The 16,320-nt window shown below is 62.8% G+C and carries 17 protein-coding genes and 3 tRNA genes; 10 read left to right on the top strand and 10 right to left on the bottom strand.

What is annotated here, in order from left to right; genetic code table 11:
* Positions 1–8 precede the first annotated feature (8 nt).
* A complete protein-coding gene (locus tag Q0T48_RS17625) occupies positions 9–428 on the top strand; it encodes a 5-carboxymethyl-2-hydroxymuconate Delta-isomerase (protein WP_295958914.1) in 420 nt (139 codons plus the stop codon).
* 18 nt (positions 429–446) lie between these two features.
* Here Q0T48_RS17625 and Q0T48_RS17620 read toward each other — a convergent pair whose 3' ends face one another.
* The 3 genes from Q0T48_RS17620 to Q0T48_RS17610 form a co-directional block, all read right to left on the bottom strand.
* Positions 447–764, bottom strand: coding sequence for a pyrimidine/purine nucleoside phosphorylase (locus Q0T48_RS17620; RefSeq protein WP_295958911.1), 318 nt, complete (start codon positions 762–764; stop codon positions 447–449).
* 136 nt (positions 765–900) lie between these two features.
* The gene (locus tag Q0T48_RS17615) at positions 901–1,503 is read right to left on the bottom strand and encodes a hypothetical protein (protein WP_295958908.1); all 603 of its coding nucleotides are present in this window, start codon (positions 1,501–1,503) and stop codon (positions 901–903) included.
* Between the two features lie 43 nt (positions 1,504–1,546).
* Positions 1,547–1,900 (bottom strand): ArsC family reductase, encoded by a 354-nt coding sequence (locus Q0T48_RS17610; protein ID WP_295958905.1) that lies wholly within the window; start codon positions 1,898–1,900, stop codon positions 1,547–1,549.
* Positions 1,901–1,931: 31 nt separating this feature from the next.
* Between Q0T48_RS17610 and folC the strand changes: the two genes are divergently transcribed.
* From folC to Q0T48_RS17570, 8 genes are all read left to right on the top strand, one after another.
* Positions 1,932–3,221, top strand: a complete 1,290-nt coding sequence (folC, locus tag Q0T48_RS17605; protein WP_295958904.1) for a bifunctional tetrahydrofolate synthase/dihydrofolate synthase — start codon at positions 1,932–1,934, stop codon at positions 3,219–3,221.
* An 11-nt stretch (positions 3,222–3,232) separates the two neighbouring features.
* A complete protein-coding gene (locus tag Q0T48_RS17600; RefSeq protein ID WP_295958901.1) occupies positions 3,233–3,997 on the top strand; it encodes an SPOR domain-containing protein in 765 nt (254 codons plus the stop codon).
* Positions 3,998–4,009: 12 nt separating this feature from the next.
* On the top strand, positions 4,010–4,495 hold the full coding sequence (locus tag Q0T48_RS17595) for a CvpA family protein (RefSeq protein WP_295959023.1): 486 nt from the start codon (positions 4,010–4,012) through the stop codon (positions 4,493–4,495).
* 27 nt (positions 4,496–4,522) lie between these two features.
* Entirely contained in the window at positions 4,523–6,049 is a 1,527-nt protein-coding gene (gene purF / locus Q0T48_RS17590) for an amidophosphoribosyltransferase (protein ID WP_295958898.1), read from the top strand.
* A 14-nt stretch (positions 6,050–6,063) separates the two neighbouring features.
* Positions 6,064–7,446: a glutamate--tRNA ligase gene (gene gltX, locus Q0T48_RS17585; RefSeq protein WP_295958893.1), complete on the top strand. Its 1,383-nt coding sequence runs from the start codon at positions 6,064–6,066 to the stop codon at positions 7,444–7,446.
* An 81-nt stretch (positions 7,447–7,527) separates the two neighbouring features.
* Positions 7,528–7,603, top strand: a tRNA-Ala gene (locus Q0T48_RS17580).
* 49 nt (positions 7,604–7,652) lie between these two features.
* Positions 7,653–7,728, top strand: a tRNA-Glu gene (locus tag Q0T48_RS17575).
* 57 nt (positions 7,729–7,785) lie between these two features.
* Positions 7,786–7,862 (top strand) — tRNA-Asp (locus Q0T48_RS17570).
* Between the two features lie 326 nt (positions 7,863–8,188).
* Here Q0T48_RS17570 and pcaF read toward each other — a convergent pair.
* The 3 genes from pcaF to Q0T48_RS17555 are packed head-to-tail and all read right to left on the bottom strand — an operon-like array spanning position 8,189 to position 10,802.
* Positions 8,189–9,391, bottom strand: a complete 1,203-nt coding sequence (pcaF, locus tag Q0T48_RS17565) for a 3-oxoadipyl-CoA thiolase (protein WP_295958891.1) — start codon at positions 9,389–9,391, stop codon at positions 8,189–8,191.
* Between the two features lie 35 nt (positions 9,392–9,426).
* Positions 9,427–10,071 carry a 3-oxoacid CoA-transferase subunit B gene (locus Q0T48_RS17560; protein WP_295958889.1) on the bottom strand — a complete coding sequence of 215 codons (645 nt, stop codon included), beginning with the start codon at positions 10,069–10,071 and terminating at the stop codon, positions 9,427–9,429.
* 14 nt (positions 10,072–10,085) lie between these two features.
* Positions 10,086–10,802, bottom strand: coding sequence for a 3-oxoacid CoA-transferase subunit A (locus Q0T48_RS17555; RefSeq protein WP_295958888.1), 717 nt, complete (start codon positions 10,800–10,802; stop codon positions 10,086–10,088).
* 100 nt (positions 10,803–10,902) lie between these two features.
* On the opposite strand from Q0T48_RS17555, the gene Q0T48_RS17550 reads away from it, so the two are divergent.
* Positions 10,903–11,709 (top strand): IclR family transcriptional regulator, encoded by an 807-nt coding sequence (locus Q0T48_RS17550; protein ID WP_295958886.1) that lies wholly within the window; start codon positions 10,903–10,905, stop codon positions 11,707–11,709.
* On the opposite strand, the gene Q0T48_RS17545 is transcribed toward Q0T48_RS17550, so the two are convergent.
* The 4 genes from Q0T48_RS17545 to benC are packed head-to-tail and all read right to left on the bottom strand — an operon-like array spanning position 11,706 to position 16,170.
* Entirely contained in the window at positions 11,706–12,884 is a 1,179-nt protein-coding gene (locus tag Q0T48_RS17545; protein ID WP_295958884.1) for a benzoate/H(+) symporter BenE family transporter, read from the bottom strand. The two genes, Q0T48_RS17550 and Q0T48_RS17545, sit on opposite strands and share 4 nt — an antisense overlap.
* A 27-nt stretch (positions 12,885–12,911) precedes the next feature.
* Positions 12,912–14,276 (bottom strand): MFS transporter, encoded by a 1,365-nt coding sequence (locus tag Q0T48_RS17540; protein WP_295958881.1) that lies wholly within the window; start codon positions 14,274–14,276, stop codon positions 12,912–12,914.
* A gap of 47 nt (positions 14,277–14,323) precedes the next feature.
* Positions 14,324–15,109, bottom strand: coding sequence for a 1,6-dihydroxycyclohexa-2,4-diene-1-carboxylate dehydrogenase (locus Q0T48_RS17535; protein WP_295958878.1), 786 nt, complete (start codon positions 15,107–15,109; stop codon positions 14,324–14,326).
* Between the two features lie 53 nt (positions 15,110–15,162).
* Positions 15,163–16,170 carry a benzoate 1,2-dioxygenase electron transfer component BenC gene (gene benC / locus Q0T48_RS17530; RefSeq protein WP_295958876.1) on the bottom strand — a complete coding sequence of 336 codons (1,008 nt, stop codon included), beginning with the start codon at positions 16,168–16,170 and terminating at the stop codon, positions 15,163–15,165.
* Positions 16,171–16,320 lie beyond the last annotated feature (150 nt).

Raw genomic sequence — 16,320 nt, 5'->3', positions numbered from 1 at the left:
TATTTCCTATGCCGCACCTCGTCATCCTCTACACCGGTCAACTCGACGCACCCGCCGCCCAGGGCGGCAGCGACATCGGCCAACTCTGCCGCAGCTTGGCCGACACCATGCTGGGGGTACTGGACGACGCGGGTAAACAGCTCTTTCCCACCGGCGGCACGCGCGTGCTGGCCTACCCGGCGGCACACTACGCGGTGGCCGATGGCAAGGAGGACTACGCGTTTGTGTACCTGAATCTGCGCATGGGCAAGGGCCGCAGCGAGGCCACCCAGCAGCGCGCGGGCGAGGCCTTGCTGGCCTGTACCCGGGCGCATTTCGCGCCCATCTTCGACCAACGTCCGATCGGCATCACGTTGCAGATCGACGTGGGCCCCGAGGTGTTTGACGGTAAATACAACAACCTGCACCCGCTGTTCCAGAAGAACTAGCGGGCGCGGGCGGCTGCTTTAGCCAAAGTGGCAGATGTAGTGGTACGGGGCGGTTACACGAATTTGGAAGCTGGTGTTGCCCGCCACATTGAAGGTTTCGCCTTCGCCGGACTTCACCCACACGTCCGTACCGGCCAGCATGTATTCGCATTCGCCGCCCACGCCTTCCATGATCTCTGGCGCACCGGTGTTGAAGGTCAGCGTGGCGGGCAGGATCACGCCGACGCTTTTCTTCGTGCCGTCGGCAAAGGTGATGCCGTGGCTGATGCACTTGCCGTCGAAGTAGACGCTGGCTTGGGTGGTGACGGTGACGCTGGGGATGTGGGTGGTGATCATGGATACAAAGAGAGTTTGCTACTGTTTGTGTAGCTTCTTGCCTAGATATAACATGCGCTAGAGGCACTTTTTATCTAAATTCGGCAGCTACGCGTTCCCGGATTTTAAGCGCTGCAATTGTGCTGACATGGTTGGCTTACATGGGCGGCGTGAAGCCGTTGCGGCCCGCCAGAATGCGCTGCGCGGTAGGCTTGCCGTCTACCACCTGGGCGTTCACCAGCACCTTGGCACCGGGTACCAGCAGGCTGGCATCGGCGGGCTGGAAGGTCACCACCGGCACGTTGGCGGGCACCAGCAGCTTCTTTTCGCCGTCTTTGTACTTCAGCGTCAGCGTGCGGCCATCGCCTGCGGTCACCAGATCGGCCACGGTGGCGTTGGTCATGGTGCTTTGCGGCTGCAGGTCCCATGGGTAATGGCCCTCGCCCGCGCCGCGTGCGGCCTCGGGAAACACCAGTACTTCCAGCGCCAGTTGGCTGCCATCGGCCTGCGGCATGGCGGCGGTGCCGATGAAACTACTGGCTTTGATTTCGGACAGGGCGATCGGCAATACCTCGGACACCGGCGTGGCAGAGGTCATCACCAGTTGCACCACCTCGCCGCTGCGCTCCTTGAGGGTGATGCTGCCTGGCTCCACCTTCTCGATGGTGCCGCGCAAACGCACGGTGGTGGCGGTGGCTTGCGCGAAAACAAGGGCGCTGGCGCTGCACAGGGCCAGGCCGGCTATCAGGTGTTTGATCATGGGGTGACTGGGTGGGTTAGTGAAAGACCGCCCAGTCTAGGGATTAACCGGGAATCTTGTCGGCCCAGGCATCCGGGCTAAAGCCCACTGTAAGGACATCACCCCCCCATTCCACCACCGGGCGCTTGACTGTGCTGGCATGCGCCAGCATTACCGCCTGGGCGCTGGCCGCATCGGTCACGCTGGCCTGGGTGGCCGCGTCCAGCTTGCGCCAAGTGGTGCCCTGGCGGTTCAGCACTTTCTCCCAGCCCAAAATCTGGGTCCAGGTGGCCAGCCGGTCAGCGGGTACACCGGCTTTTTTGAAGTCGTGGAAGCTGTAGGGCAGGGCGTGGGTGTCGAGCCAGGCGCGGGCCTTTTTGACCGTGTCGCAATTGGGGATGCCGTAGAGGGTAATCATGGGCCGATTATCGTTTGCGACAATAGGGGCTATGGACACTTTGAACGACTGGCTGGCGCACTGCGAGCGGCTCCACCCCACCATCATCGAACTCGGCCTGGACCGGGTCCGCACCGTGGCCCAACGCATGGGCTTGGCGCTTGCCTGCCCGGTCATCACCGTAGCGGGCACCAACGGCAAGGGCTCGACCTGCGCCATGCTGGAAGCCATCCTGCTGCAATCGGGCTACCGCACGGGGGTCTACACCTCGCCGCACCTAGTGCATTTTGAAGAGCGCTGCCGGATTGGCGGCGAGATTGCAGGTGCTGCGGATTTTGTAGCGCACTTTGCAGAGGTGGAGAGCGCAAGAGGCGATATTTCCTTAAGCTATTTTGAATTTTCGACCCTGGCGATTTTGGCGCTGATGGCGCAGTCCCAGCTGGATGTGGCGATTCTGGAAGTGGGCCTGGGCGGGCGGCTGGATGCCGTCAACATCATCGATACTGACTGCGCCATCATCACCAGCATCGACCTGGACCACATGGAATTTTTGGGCACCACCCGCGAAGCCATTGGCTTCGAGAAGGCCGGCATCATGCGCGCGGGCAAGCCGGTGGTGGTCAGCGACCCCATGCCGCCGCAAAGCGTGCTGGACCACGCCAAATCTATCGGTGCCGACCTGTGGCGCTTTGGCGAAGACTTCAACTTCTCGGGCGACAAGCAGCAGTGGGGCTGGGCCGGGCGCGGGCGCCGGTACGCGGGCCTGGGCTACCCGGGGCTGCGCGGGGCCAACCAGCTCGTGAACGCCTCGGGCGTGCTGGCGGCGCTGACCGCGCTGCGCGAACAGTTGCCCATCACCGCCCAGGCGGTGCGCACCGGTTTGTCCATGGTCGAACTGCCGGGCCGCTTCCAGATCGTGCCCGGCCAGCCCACCTTGGTGCTGGACGTGGCGCACAACCCGCACGCGGTGGCGGCGCTGGCGGCGAACCTGGATGCCATGGGCTTTTATCCCACCACCCATGCGGTTTTCGGGGCCATGGCCGATAAAGACTTGCTGCCCATGCTGGCGCGCATCGGCCCGCTGATCGACCGCTGGTATTTCACCGACATGCCCACCCCCCGTGCGGCCACGGCGGCGCACTTGCAAACCCAGTGGCTGGCCCAAAATACCCGTAAAAATGCAGCCAGCACGGTTCACGCCGACCCCATGCAGGCGTTGCAGGCGGCCATCGCTGCCGCAGACCCCGCTGATAGAATTGTGGTCTTTGGCTCGTTTTACACGGTCGGCGGCGTCCTCCAAGGCGGTATTCCCCGGCTGACTGCCAAACACATGGGTTCCTGACTCTCCTCAGCATGGCATTTTTCAAGTTTCGCCCCAGCGGCTCCAAAGGCGACGAACAGTCGGCAGGTCCCGCTGAAACCATCGACGGCATGCGCCGCCGCGCCCGGCACCGCCTGATTGGCGCGGCGCTGCTGGTGCTGGTCGGCGTGGTCGGCTTCCCGTTGTTGTTCGACACCCAGCCACGCCCCGTAGCGTCCGATATCCCGATCGATATCCCCGACAAAGCCAAGGTCAAGCCGCTCAACGTCGTCAAGGTCGAGAAACCAGTCGAAACCGAAGAGCCCGTGGCCGCCCCCGCCAAAGAGGTCAAGGACGCCAAAGAACCCAAGGTGTCGGCCGAGTCCAGCCTGGATGCCAAAGAAGAAGTGGTGGCTTCCCGGCCCGTGGCCAAGGCCGAAAAGCCCGCCAAACCTGAGCCCAAGCCAGAACCTAAACCCGAATCCAAGCCTGAACCCAAAGCGGAACCTAAGCCCGTCCACAAGCCCGATGACGACGCGGCCAAGGCCCGCGCGCTGTTGGATGGCAAAGCCGTTGCCGACGCAGGCGATGGCCGTTTCATTGTCCAGGTGGGGGCTTTTGCAGATGCCGACAAGGCCCGCGAAGCCCGTCTGAAACTGGAGCACGCGGGCTTGAAAACCTACACCCAGGTCGTAGATACCAAAGATGGCCCACGGACCCGGGTACGGGTGGGTCCGTTCACTGGCAAGGCCGAGGCCGAAAAGGCCGCCAACAAGATCAAGGGCCTGGCTTTGCCCGCCTCGATCTTGTCTTTGTAGGTGCTGGCTTCCGTGGCCCTGCTGGACTGGGCTGTGCTGGCCATTTTGTTCATGTCCCTTTTGTTGGGCGCGTTCCGGGGGCTGGTGTACGAAGTATTGTCGGTGCTGGGCTGGATTGCGGCTTTTGTGGCGGCGCAGTGGTTTGCCGCCGACGTGGCCGCCAAGCTGCCCATGGGCACCGCCTCTGGCACGCTGCGGTTTGCCGCCGGATTTGTGCTGGTATTTGTGGCGGCCGCGTTTGCCGCCGGACTGGTCGCCCGTTTGATCAAAACGCTGGTGCAGGCTGTAGGCCTGCGATCAGTGGACCGCGTGCTGGGGGCTGTGTTTGGCCTGCTGCGCGGTGTCATTTTGGTGTTGATCGGCGGTGTCGTCGTCCACCTGACAGGCATGCACCAAGGTGCATGGTGGCAAGAGTCGCGCAGCGCCGGTGTGGTCACCGAAGTGCTGCACACCGCCCGGCCCGTGTTGCCGGAGGCTTTTTCTAAATTTTTACCATGACGCAAGTCACTCGCTAGGGAATAAACCATGTGTGGAATCGTTGGAGTTGTTAGCAACGCCCCTGTGAACCAGTTGATCTATGACGCCTTGCTGCTGTTGCAGCACCGGGGCCAGGATGCGGCGGGTATCGCCACCCAGCTGGACCGCAAGTTCTTCATGCACAAGGCCAAGGGCATGGTGCGCGATGCGTTCCGTACCCGCGACATGCGCGGCCTGCCGGGCAATTGTGGCTTGGGCCAGGTGCGCTATCCCACGGCGGGCAATGCCTACAGCGAAGAAGAGGCGCAGCCCTTCTACGTGAACGCGCCCTTTGGCATCGTGCTGGTGCACAACGGCAACCTGACCAATGCCCACGCGCTGAAGGCCGAGCTGTTCAATACCGACCACCGCCACATCAACACCGAGAGCGACTCCGAAGTGCTGCTCAACGTGCTGGCGCACGAGATCGAAAAATCCACCCGTGGTTTGCCGCTGTCGCCGATGGACGTGTTTGCCGCCGTGCGCAATGTGCACCGCCGGGTGCGCGGCTCGTACGCCGTGATCGCCTCTATCGCGGGCCACGGCCTGCTGGCGTTCCGCGACCCGTATGGCATCCGCCCCATGTGCATGGGCCGCGCGCCCGGCTCGGTGATGTTCGCCAGCGAATCGGTGGCCCTGGAAGGCACCATGCATACCCTGGAGCGAAATCTGGCCCCCGGTGAAGCCGTGTTCATCGACCTGGAAGGCAATGTGCACGCCCAGCAGTGCGCCGATGCGCCCACGCTGAACCCCTGCATCTTTGAATACGTCTACCTGGCCCGACCCGATTCGGTGATGGATGGCATCTCGGTCTACCAGGCGCGTTTGAACCTGGGTGAGACCCTGGCCAAGCGGGTGATTTCCACCGTGCCGCCGCAAGACATCGACGTGGTGATCCCGATTCCCGAGTCCAGCCGCCCCAGCGCCATGCAGCTGGCGCAGTTGCTGGGCCTGCCGTACCGCGAAGGTTTTGTGAAAAACCGCTACGTGGGCCGCACCTTCATCATGCCCGGCCACGAAGTCCGCAAAAAGTCGGTGCGCCAGAAGCTCAACGCGATTGCCAGCGAATTCAAGGGCCGCAACGTGCTGCTGGTAGACGACTCCATCGTGCGTGGCACCACCTCGAAAGAAATCGTGCAGATGGCCCGCGACGCCGGTGCCCGCAAGGTCTACATGGCAAGCGCCGCGCCACCGGTGCGCTTCCCCAACGTCTACGGCATCGACATGCCGACCAAGGACGAGCTGGTAGCGCATGGCCGCACCGTGGAGCAGATCCGCGAGCTGATCGGCTGCGATGCGCTGATTTACCAGGATGTGGACGGCATGAAGCGCGCCATCTGGGCCGCCACCGACACCTCTGCCGGTTCGCCCAATATGCCCATCAGCGGCTTCGATGCCTCTTGCTTTGACGGCGTGTACGTCACCGGCGACATCACTACCGACGACATACAGCGCATGCGCGACAACCGCCCAGTAGAGCAAGAGTCGGGTGGCGAAAACTCCCGTCTGGCCCTGCCCAATGCCGAACCCGCCTAATTTTTAAGAGTGTTATGAAGACCCGTACCCGTTTCGCCCCGTCGCCCACCGGCTTTATCCACCTGGGCAACATCCGTTCCGCCCTGTACCCCTGGGCCTTTGCGCGTGCCACCGGCGGCGATTTCATCTTGCGCATCGAAGACACCGACGTGGAGCGCTCCACCCAGGTCGCGGTGGACGTGATTATCGAAGGCATGCAGTGGTTGGGCCTGGACTATGACGAAGGCCCGTTCTACCAAATGCAACGCATGGAGCGTTACAAGGCCGTGCTGGCCGATATGGTGGCCGCCGGGCACGTGTACCCCTGCTATATGTCAGTGGCCAAGTTGGATGCCCTGCGCGACGCGCAAATGGAGGCCAAGGAAAAGCCCCGTTACGACGGCACCTGGCGACCTGCAGACGGTAAAACCCTGCCACCCATTCCCGCAGGCGTGCAGCCCGTGCTGCGCTTCAAGAACCCGCAGGGCGGCTTGGTGGTGTGGGACGATAAGGTCAAGGGCCGTATCGAGATCAGCAACGACGAGCTGGACGACCTGGTGATTGCCCGCCCCGACGGCACGCCCACCTACAACTTCTGCGTGGTGGTGGACGACCTGGACATGGACATCACCCACGTCATCCGGGGCGACGACCACGTCAACAACACGCCGCGCCAGATCAATATCTTCCGCGCCCTGGGCAAAGAGCCGCCGGTGTACGCCCATTTGCCCACCGTGCTCAACGAGCTGGGCGAGAAGATGAGCAAGCGCAACGGTGCCAAACCGGTGACGCAGTACGCGTTAGAAGGTTACTTGCCCGATGCCATGGTCAATTACCTGGCCCGCCTGGGCTGGAGCCATGGTGACGACGAAATCTTCAGCCGCGAACAATTCCTGCAGTGGTTCAACCTGGACCACCTGGGCAAGAGTGCCGCGCAGTTCGACGAAGCCAAGCTGCGCTGGGTCAACGCCCAGCATCTGAAGGCTATGGCCGACGACGCACTGGCGGCGCTGGTAGCCGTGCACCTACAGGCCAAGTGCATCGCCAGCGACGAGCGCCTGCCCGCCATCTGCGGCCTGTTCAAAGACCGCTGCGATACCACCGTGGTGCTGGCCGAATGGGCCGCTACCTTTTACGCCGATGTAACACCCAAAGCCGAAGAGCTGGCCCAGCACGTCACACCGGCCATCCGGCCCGCGCTGGCTTTGCTGCGCGAGAAGCTCGCTAGCTGCGCCTGGGACAAGCCTAGCATTGCGGCGGCCATCAAGGAGGTGCTGGCGGCGCAGGGCCTGAAGATGCCCCAACTGGCCATGCCGGTGCGCGTGCTGGTTATGGGAACGGCCCAGACGCCATCGCTGGATGCGGTGCTTTTTTTAAGTTCTCGCGAAAAAGTTTTGCAACGCTTGCAAACATCGTAATTTGCGCGCTATAATTCAAGGCTTGGAAGGTTAACAACAAAGCAGAGCTTACAAGGCAAAGCAGAGTTGGAGACAAAGTTGGGGGGTATAGCTCAGCTGGGAGAGCGCTTGCATGGCATGCAAGAGGTCAGCAGTTCGATCCTGCTTACCTCCACCACTTCTTTCAAGTGTGGAAGTTATTTTTGATAACGTTGTTCCAAGGTTTTGACCCTATCGTCTAGAGGCCTAGGACACTACCCTTTCACGGTAGGTACCGGGGTTCGAATCCCCGTAGGGTCGCCAAGTTGTAGCGCTTGGGTATGTTACTCGCAAGAGTCATGTGCCGAAAGCTATCTACCAGGAGTGGTAGTTCAGTTGGTTAGAATACCGGCCTGTCACGCCGGGGGTCGCGGGTTCGAGTCCCGTCCACTCCGCCACGTAAGTAAAAAGTCGTTGTAAATCTATGATTTACAACGACTTTTTCATTTTCTGCGATATGGCTTGTGGGTTTGCGGTACCACCCGAATTGGTATCGGGCGTTACTCGGTCGGGTTCTTCATGGCTCTACATGGAGTAGCCCCCAATGCCTTCTCCATCTTCGGCCGCCAAAACGGCGCTGAAGCGACGACGTACACGTTCCCGGCTATCTCTACCAACGCGCACTTAAAGTGCTCCAAGGTTTATCCATCTCGCCATCCACCATCTGACTGGGCCTGGCATCGCCGATCCATTGTGGGAATGGGCGGCCGGATGCATCCAGCCATCACATTCTTTCCAATACAAGGGCAATGCCCTGGCCCACGCCGATGCACATGGTGCACAGCGCATAGCGGCCACCGGTAGCGTGCAGGCGATTGATGGCGGTGGTGGCCAGGCGCGCGCCGCTGGCGCCCAAAGGGTGGCCCAACGCAATGGCGCCCCCCCAGGCATTCACCCGTTCGTCATCGTCTTGCAGGCCCAATTGGCGAAGCACCGCCAGGCCTTGCGCAGCAAAGGCCTCGTTTAGCTCGATCACGTCGAGCTGTGCCAGCGTCAGGCCGGTGAGGGCCAGCACTTTTTCGGTGGCAGGTGCCGGGCCGATGCCCATGACACGCGGGGCCACACCGGCCGTCGCCATACCCACCACGCGGGCACGCGGAGTCAGGCCGTATTTAGCAGCGCTGGCTGCATCGGCCAGCAACAGGGCGCAGGCGCCATCGTTCACCCCCGAGACATTGCCTGCCGTGACTGTGCCGCCGGGACGCACCACGGGCTTGAGCTTGGCCAGGGTCTCCATGCTGGTGGCACGCGGGTGCTCGTCGGTGTCCACCACGGTGGCGTCGCCTTTTTTTTGCGGGATGGTGACGGCGGTGATCTCGCGCGCCAGGTGCCCGGCTTTTTGCGCGGCCACGGCACGCAACTGGCTGTGCAAGGCCATGGTGTCCTGGTCTTCGCGGCTGATGCGGAAGTCGGTAGCCACGTTCTCTGCCGTTTCGGGCATGGAGTCCACGCCGTACTGCTCTTTCATCAGCCGGTTGATAAAGCGCCAGCCGATGGTGGTGTCGTGCACCGCGTTGCTGCGGCTGAAGGCGGACTCGGCCTTGGGCATGACGAAGGGGGCACGGCTCATGCTTTCCACACCGCCTGCTATCATTAATGTAGCTTCTCCAGCTTTGATGGCGCGCGCTGCAGTGCCTAAAGCATCCAAACCCGAGCCGCACAGGCGGTTCACGGTAGAGCCGGGCACCGCCAGCGGCAGGCCCGCCAGCAGCGCGCTCATGCGGGCCACGTTGCGGTTGTCTTCACCGGCCTGGTTGGCGCAGCCGTAGATGACATCGGTGACTGCCGCCCAGTCAACCTTGGGGTTGCGGGCCATCAGCGCCCGCAGGGGAATGGCACCGAGGTCATCGGCGCGCACGCTGCTCAGGGCACCGCCGTAGCGGCCAAAGGGGGTGCGGATGGCATCGCAGATAAATGCTTGGTTCATGGGGTTCTCGGTAGGGGTGGGGGCAACGGTGGCGGTCAGGCCTGGATGGGCAGGCCCACCAGACGCTCGAGTTCGGCGTGTTCCAGCCCATCGACCTTGTCGATCAGCTGCAGGCCTTGCGGCGTGCACGCCAGGGTGGCCAGGTCGGAGTAGATGCGCTTGACGCAGGCGATGCCGGTAAGGGGGTAGCTGCAGGCCTCGACCACCTTGCTTTCGCCCTTTTTGGTCAGCAAATCCATCATCACCCAGGTCTGTTTGGCACCGATGGCCAGGTCCATGGCACCGCCCACGGCGGGGATGGAGCCGGGCTCGCCGGTGCTCCAGTTGGCCAGGTCGCCGGTGGCAGAGACCTGGAACGCGCCCAGCACGCAGATGTCCAGGTGGCCGCCGCGCATCATGGCGAAGCTGTCGGCGTGGTGGAAGAACGCGCCGCCGTCCAGCAAGGTCACCGGTTGCTTGCCCGCGTTGATCAGGTCGTAGTCTTCCTCCCCCGCAGCGGGGGCCGGGCCCATGCCGAGGATGCCGTTTTCGCTGTGCAGCACCACTTCCCTATGGGCCGGGATGTGGTTGGCCACCAGGGTGGGTTGGCCGATGCCGAGGTTGACGTAGGCCCCGTCGTGGATGTCTTGGGCCACACGCTGGGCGAGTTCGTCTTTGCTGCGTTTTTGGTAGCTGCTCATGCTGTATCTCCGGCCTATGCGGCGTGTTTGAAGCCACCGGCTTGGGTGGCCACGTGGTGGATCTGGACGATCTTGGAAACAAAGATGCCGGGCGTGACGATGGCCTCGGGGTCCAGCGTGCCCAGTTCCACGATGGAGTGCACGGTGGCTACGGTGCACTTGGCGGCGGTGGCCATCACCGGGCCAAAGTTGCGGGCTGCCTTGCGGTAGACCAGGTTGCCCCAGCGGTCACCGCTCTCGGCCTTGATCAAGGCCACGTCGCCGTAGATCGGGTACTCCAGCACGTACGGCTTGCCGTTGATGGTCCGGGTCTCCTTGGGGCTGCCGTCGGCATGCTTGGCCAGCTCCGTGCCAAAGCCGGTAGGGGTAAAGAATGCACCCACGCCGGCCCCGGCGGCGCGTAGGCGCTCGGCCAGGTTGCCCTGGGGCACCAGTTCCAGTTCGAGTTGGCCGCTGCGGTACAGGCCGTCAAACACCTGGCTGTCGGCCTGGCGCGGAAAGCTGCAGATGATCTTGCGCACCCGTCCGGCCTTGAGCAGCGCGGCCAGCCCGGTCTCGCCATTGCCCGCGTTGTTGTTGACCACGGTCAGGTCGCGGGCCCCTTGGTCTATCAAACCGTCTATGAGTTCGTTGGGGATACCGGCGGTGCCGAAGCCACCGATCAGCACGGTGGCCCCGTCCTGGATACCTGACAATGCCTCGGCAACCGAGGCCGCAATTTTGTTGATCACACACTCACTCCTGCAATGTTTTCCGCAAAGGGTGCGGCATCCCGTTGTTCTCAATAAGAACAAATGTTCGTATAATGAATTTTAAAAGATTTCACTGACTATGGCAAATTCCGCAGTCCGCTCGGAGAGCGCTCCCGAGCCCGGCGACAGCTACGTGCAGTCCTTCGCCCGCGGGCTGGAGGTGATCCGCTCGTTCAACGCCCAGGCGCAGCAGCAAACCCTGAGCGAGGTGGCGGCCAGCACGGGCCTGACCCGCGCCGGTGCGCGCCGCATCCTGCTGACCCTGCAAACCCTGGGCTATGTGGACGGCGACGGCAAGTATTTCCACCTCACGCCGCGCATCCTGGAGCTGGGCTTTGCCTATCTGTCGTCCTTGCCGATCTGGAACCTGGCCGAGCCGGTGATGGAGCGCCTAGCCGACCAGGTCAAGGAGTCGTGCTCCGCCGCCGTGCTGGACCGCAGCGACATCGTTTATGTGCTGCGCGTGCACACCCACAAAATCATGTCGCTGAACCTGGGCGTGGGCTCGCGCCTGCCGGCTTACTGCACCTCGCTGGGCCGGGTGCTGCTGGCGGGTTTGTCGGATGCCGAGGTGGTGGATCATTTGCGCGCTACCGATCTGCAGGCCCGCACCCGCCACACCCTGACCGACCCGGCCGAGCTGCTGCGGCAGGTGCAGCAGGTGCATGCCCAGGGCTGGTGCCTGGTGGACCAGGAGCTGGAGGAGGGCCTGATTTCCATGGCGGCCCCGGTGTTCAACCGGGCTGGTGTGACCGTGGCGGCGCTGAACATTTCAGGCCAGGCCAACCGCAGCAGCGCCGAGGCCATGCAGCAGACCATGCTGCCCGCTCTGCGCGAGGCGGCCAGTACGATTTCCATGCTGTTGCGCTCCAGCCGGGCCCGCTAAACAGACTGCGCTGGGGCGGACCAGCGCTTGTGCAACAGCAGGTAGGCGACCGCCCCCAACACCACGCCCCAAAACGCCGACCCCAGGCCCCAGAAGCCCATGCCCGATGCAGTGGCCAAAAAGGTGATGACCGATGCCTCGCGGTGGTCGGCCTCCTGCATGGCTCCGGCCAGGCTGCCCGATATAGCCCCGACCAAGGCCAGCCCGGCCAGCACCGCGATCAGCTCTTTGGGCAGGGCCGCAAAAAACAAAATGATGGTGCCTGCAAAGCAGCCACCTACCAGATAGAAAACGCCGTTGGCGATACCGGCCACATAGCGCTTGCGGGCATCTTCGTGCGCATCTTTGCCGGTGCAGAGTGCGGCGGTGATGGCCGCAATCACCACCGTGATGCCGCCAAAAAAGGCCGCTCCTATGGATGCCAGGCTGGTCACCATGATGATGGGCCGGGCCGGTGTGCTGTAGCCCGCGCTGCGCAAAATCGCCATGCCCGGCAGGAACTGCCCCGTCACGCTGACCAGTACCAGGGGCAGCGCCAGGCTGAGGGTGGCACCCCAGGTCCATTCCGGTCGGATGAACACTGGGCTGGCCAGGTGCAAACCCACCCCGGCCAGGCTCACGCCTTTGAAGGCGACCGCCATGGCCAGACTGGCGATGAGCAAGACCACCAGACAGTATCGGGGCAGCAAGCGCCGGAACAGCAAGTAGACAGCGATCATGCCGAAGGTGATGGCGGGCATGGTTTTAACCGCCTGGAATGTGCCCACCCCAAACTGGAACAAGATGCCCGCCATCATGGCGCTGGCAATGCCCTTGAGGATGGCGTGCATCAGCTTGTCAAAGTAGCCCGAGGTACCGATGCCCAGAATGACCACCGCCGCCACCAGGTAGGCCCCTACGGCTTGTTCCAGCGAAATGTGCGGAAACAGCGTCACCAACAAGGCCGTGCCCGGGGCCGACCAGGCGGTCACCACCGGCACCTTGAGCCACCAGCTCAGCACAATGCCTGAGACCCCGGCACCGATGGAGATCGCCCAGACCCAAGAAGCCATCATGTCCGGGGATACGTGGGCATTCTGGGCCGCCTGAAAAAAGATCACCAGCGGGCCGGAATAGGAAATCAGCACCGCCAGGAATCCCGCCGTTATCGCCGACAGGGAAAAGTCTTTGTACATAGCGAAGCTGCGCCGGAACCGGGGCGCTTACTTGCCCGCGACAGCCGAAGCCGCAGGCACTGCCAGGCCCAGGTTTTCATGGCTGGCCGAGGCCGATCGGCGGTGGTTGATCATCGATGCGGCCAGCATGGCGATCACGGCGGGAATGGCAATCGCCATGAAGTTCTGCTGCAGTGGCAGCGCCATGCCCACCAGCGTGCCGATCACAATGGGTGCCAGGATGGCCCCACTGCGGCCCACGCCCGATGCCCAGCCGATGCCGGTCGAGCGCACGGCCATCGGGTAGAACTGGCCCGCATAGGCATAGGTGACGATTTGCGTGCCGATGGTCGATGCACCGGCCAGCCCGACCAGCACAAACAGCATTTCTGTCGATACCTTGTAGCCCAGCAGCGTGATCGACACGGCGGCCAGCGCGTACATGCCCACCAGCACATATTTGATGTGGAAGCGGTCGGCCAGCCAGCCGCCGCCCACTGCGCCAACCATCGCTCCAAAGTTGAGCACCAGCACAAAGGTCAGTGCGGAACCCAGGCTGTAGCCCGCACCGGCCATCAGCTTGGTCAACCACGAACTGAGGGCATACACCATGAATAGGCACATGAAAAAGGTGATCCAGAACATCACCGTGCTGAAGCCCCGGCCATCCTGGAAGAGCTTGCCGATGGGCGCGCCTTCTGCCCGGTCTGTGGATGGCAGCGCGAAGCGGTCATTGGCATCGGGCCGGTAACTCGGGGAGAGTTGCGAGACGATTTTCTTCAACTCGTCCAGGCGGTTTTGTTGGATCAGGAAGGGCATGGATTCGGGTAGCGGCTTCAGGATGAACGGAATCAGGAGCACCGGCAAACCGGCGGCCAGAAAGACGGATGCCCAGCCGTAGGCTTCGATTAGGCCCTTGCCCAGCAAGGCGGCCAGCATGCCGCCCACGGCATAGCCGCTGAACATCAGCGTGACCATGGTGGCGCGGATCTTCTTGGGCGAGTATTCGGTCATCTGCGCCACCACGTTGGGCATGACACCGCCGATGCCCAGACCGGCCAGGAAGCGCATGGCAGTGAAGGCAACCGGGTCGTGGGTAAAGCCTGCGGCTGCGGTGAACACGCTGAACAAAAAGATGCAGATGGCGATGGCCTTGCGGCGGCCGATCTTGTCGGCGATAGTGCCGAGGAAGATGGCTCCGAACATCATGCCAAACAGGGCCGAGCTGACCATGAAGCCCGCGTTCTGGGCGGTGACACCCATCTCCTTCATGATGGACGGCAGTGCAATGCCCGCCACCGCCAGGTCATAGCCGTCAAAGATGATGATCAGGGCGCACCATAGAAGAACCTTGCCGTGGAAGCCATTGAATGTGGCTTCGTCGGACAGCTTGTGTACATTGATGTGTCGCATGGTTTGTCTCTTTGTGGATATTGTTGAAATGCTTGCAAAAAATTGCCTCAGCCGAGGTCGCCGCCACCCACCGGCATGGTGATGCCGGTGATGTAGGAGGCCTCATGGGAGGCCAGGAACACAATGGCGTTGACCTGCTCGTCAATGGTTCCGTAGCGTTTCATCAGGCTGGACGAGGTGGTCTGGTCGATGATTTGCTGGTACCAGACTTTTTCCTGAGCGGTCTGCTCTGCGGTGTTGCGCGGGATGCGGCGTGGCGGGGCCTCGGTGCCGCCTGTGGCCACCGCGTTGACCCGCACGCCCCGCTCACCGGTTTCCAATGCCAGGCAGGCGGTCAAGGCATTTACGCCGCCCTTGGCTGCGCCGTAGGGCACGCGGTTGAGGCTGCGCGTTGCAATCGACGAGACATTGACGATGGCACCCTTGCCCTGCTTAAGCATGGTGGGCAAGGCGGCATGGCAGCACCACAGGGTGGGGAACAGCGAGCGGCGCACTTCTGCCTCGATCTCCTCCACTTGGTAGTGCTCAAAAGGCTTGGCCCAGATGGTGCCGCCCACGTTGTTGACCAGCACGTCGATGCGGCCAAACCGCTCCACGGCGGCATCCATGGTGCGCTGGCAATCGGCGCTTTTCTCCATGTCGGCGGTCAGTGCCAGCACCGGTGTGGCGTTGGCGCTGCGGGCCAGTTCGTCGCGCAGTTCAAAGATCAGTTCTGAGCGGTCAACCAGCACCAGGCTGGCACCTTCGGCCGCCATGCGCAGGGCCACGCTGCGGCCAATGCCCTGGGCCGCGCCGGTGATGACGGCGACCTGGGTGTGAAATCGTGGGTTCATGGTGTCACTCCAAAAATGCCCGTATGGATCGGGCCGTAGGCGGGGGCAGGCGCTCAGGCGCTGGCCGAGAATTTTTCGTAGTAGAAGTTGGCGGGCTTCAGGTTCTTGTCGCGGATGAACTGGCCCACGGCTTCCACCATGGGCGGAGGGCCGCACAGGTAGATGTCCACATTGCCGTCGTTCAGGTGCGCGGGCGCGATGTGCTGCGTCACGTAGCCCTTGTGGGGGTAGTGGCTGTCGGCGCTGGCCACGCAGGCAGAGAAGCTGAAGTTCGGGATGCGCTCGGCCAGGGCTTGCAGCGTGTCCATCTCCACCAGGTCGGCATCGTGGGTGACGCCGTACACCAGGTGCAGCGGGTGGGCGCTGCCTTGCTGGGCAATTTTTTCCAGCATCGCGGTGAACGGGGCCAGACCGGTGCCGCCCGCCAGCAGCAGCAGGGGTCGCTGGATATCGCGCAGGTAAAAGCTGCCCAGCGGCCCGGCCAGGGTCAGGGTGTCGCCGGGTTTGGCCTGGCCTGTGAGGTAGCTGCTCATCAGGCCGCCGGGCACGTTGCGCACCAGAAAGGACACCGTGCCGTCGCGCACCAGCGAGCTGAACGAGTACGCACGCGTCTGGGTGCTGCCCGGAACTTGCAGGTTGACGTACTGGCCCGGCAGGAAAGCCAGCTTGTTCAGGGTCTCGCTCTGGATCGACAGCGAAATCGTGCTCGGCGATACTTGGCGTACCTGGGTGATGGCGGCCTCGTAGCGGGCTTGCTGGGTGCGGCACACGCTGGACGACGCGGGCACCCGCACCACGCAGTCGCTTTTTGCCCGCATCTGGCAGGTGAGCACGTAGCCCTGCCGGGCTTCGTCTTCGGTCATGGCATCGTCGATGTATTCGCCCAGGGTGTACTGGCCGGATTCGGCAAAACACTTGCAGGTGCCGCAGGCCCCGTCACGGCAGTCCAAAGGGATGTTCATGCCCTGGCGATAAGCGGCATCAGCTACGGTTTCTGTAGCAGACGCATCGATGAAGCGGGTGACACCGTCTTCAAACTGGAGCGCAATGTGGTGGTTCATGGTGCGGGCCTTAGGGCAATGCTGAACAAGGCCATTCAAAATGGCTCTTCCGGGGTACTGATAACAAGAATGCGCCGAATCCGGCCAAAACGAGTCGTTTTCTAACCCCTTGGGGCTAGGTTCGCGGGCCTTTGGGCCCACTTTGCGCCC

Origin of the sequence: Rhodoferax sp. (genome assembly GCF_025354435.1) — a bacterium.
In the GTDB taxonomy this organism is placed as follows: Bacteria; Pseudomonadota; Gammaproteobacteria; order Burkholderiales; family Burkholderiaceae_C; genus Rhodoferax_B.
This window is presented reverse-complemented; position numbering and strand designations above follow the sequence as displayed.

What these genes read in the sequence shown, in the direction of transcription:
- Q0T48_RS17625 (WP_295958914.1), top strand. Translation starts at nt 9, where the DNA reads ATGCCGCACCTCGTCATCCTCTACACCGGTCAACTCGACGCACCCGCC.
- Q0T48_RS17620 (WP_295958911.1), bottom strand. Translation starts at nt 764, where the DNA reads ATGATCACCACCCACATCCCCAGCGTCACCGTCACCACCCAAGCCAGC.
- Q0T48_RS17615 (WP_295958908.1), bottom strand. Translation starts at nt 1,503, where the DNA reads ATGATCAAACACCTGATAGCCGGCCTGGCCCTGTGCAGCGCCAGCGCC.
- Q0T48_RS17610 (WP_295958905.1), bottom strand. Translation starts at nt 1,900, where the DNA reads ATGATTACCCTCTACGGCATCCCCAATTGCGACACGGTCAAAAAGGCC.
- folC (WP_295958904.1), top strand. Translation starts at nt 1,932, where the DNA reads ATGGACACTTTGAACGACTGGCTGGCGCACTGCGAGCGGCTCCACCCC.
- Q0T48_RS17600 (WP_295958901.1), top strand. Translation starts at nt 3,233, where the DNA reads ATGGCATTTTTCAAGTTTCGCCCCAGCGGCTCCAAAGGCGACGAACAG.
- purF (WP_295958898.1), top strand. Translation starts at nt 4,523, where the DNA reads ATGTGTGGAATCGTTGGAGTTGTTAGCAACGCCCCTGTGAACCAGTTG.
- gltX (WP_295958893.1), top strand. Translation starts at nt 6,064, where the DNA reads ATGAAGACCCGTACCCGTTTCGCCCCGTCGCCCACCGGCTTTATCCAC.
- pcaF (WP_295958891.1), bottom strand. Translation starts at nt 9,391, where the DNA reads ATGAACCAAGCATTTATCTGCGATGCCATCCGCACCCCCTTTGGCCGC.
- Q0T48_RS17560 (WP_295958889.1), bottom strand. Translation starts at nt 10,071, where the DNA reads ATGAGCAGCTACCAAAAACGCAGCAAAGACGAACTCGCCCAGCGTGTG.
- Q0T48_RS17550 (WP_295958886.1), top strand. Translation starts at nt 10,903, where the DNA reads ATGGCAAATTCCGCAGTCCGCTCGGAGAGCGCTCCCGAGCCCGGCGAC.
- Q0T48_RS17545 (WP_295958884.1), bottom strand. Translation starts at nt 12,884, where the DNA reads ATGTACAAAGACTTTTCCCTGTCGGCGATAACGGCGGGATTCCTGGCG.
- Q0T48_RS17540 (WP_295958881.1), bottom strand. Translation starts at nt 14,276, where the DNA reads ATGCGACACATCAATGTACACAAGCTGTCCGACGAAGCCACATTCAAT.
- Q0T48_RS17535 (WP_295958878.1), bottom strand. Translation starts at nt 15,109, where the DNA reads ATGAACCCACGATTTCACACCCAGGTCGCCGTCATCACCGGCGCGGCC.
- benC (WP_295958876.1), bottom strand. Translation starts at nt 16,170, where the DNA reads ATGAACCACCACATTGCGCTCCAGTTTGAAGACGGTGTCACCCGCTTC.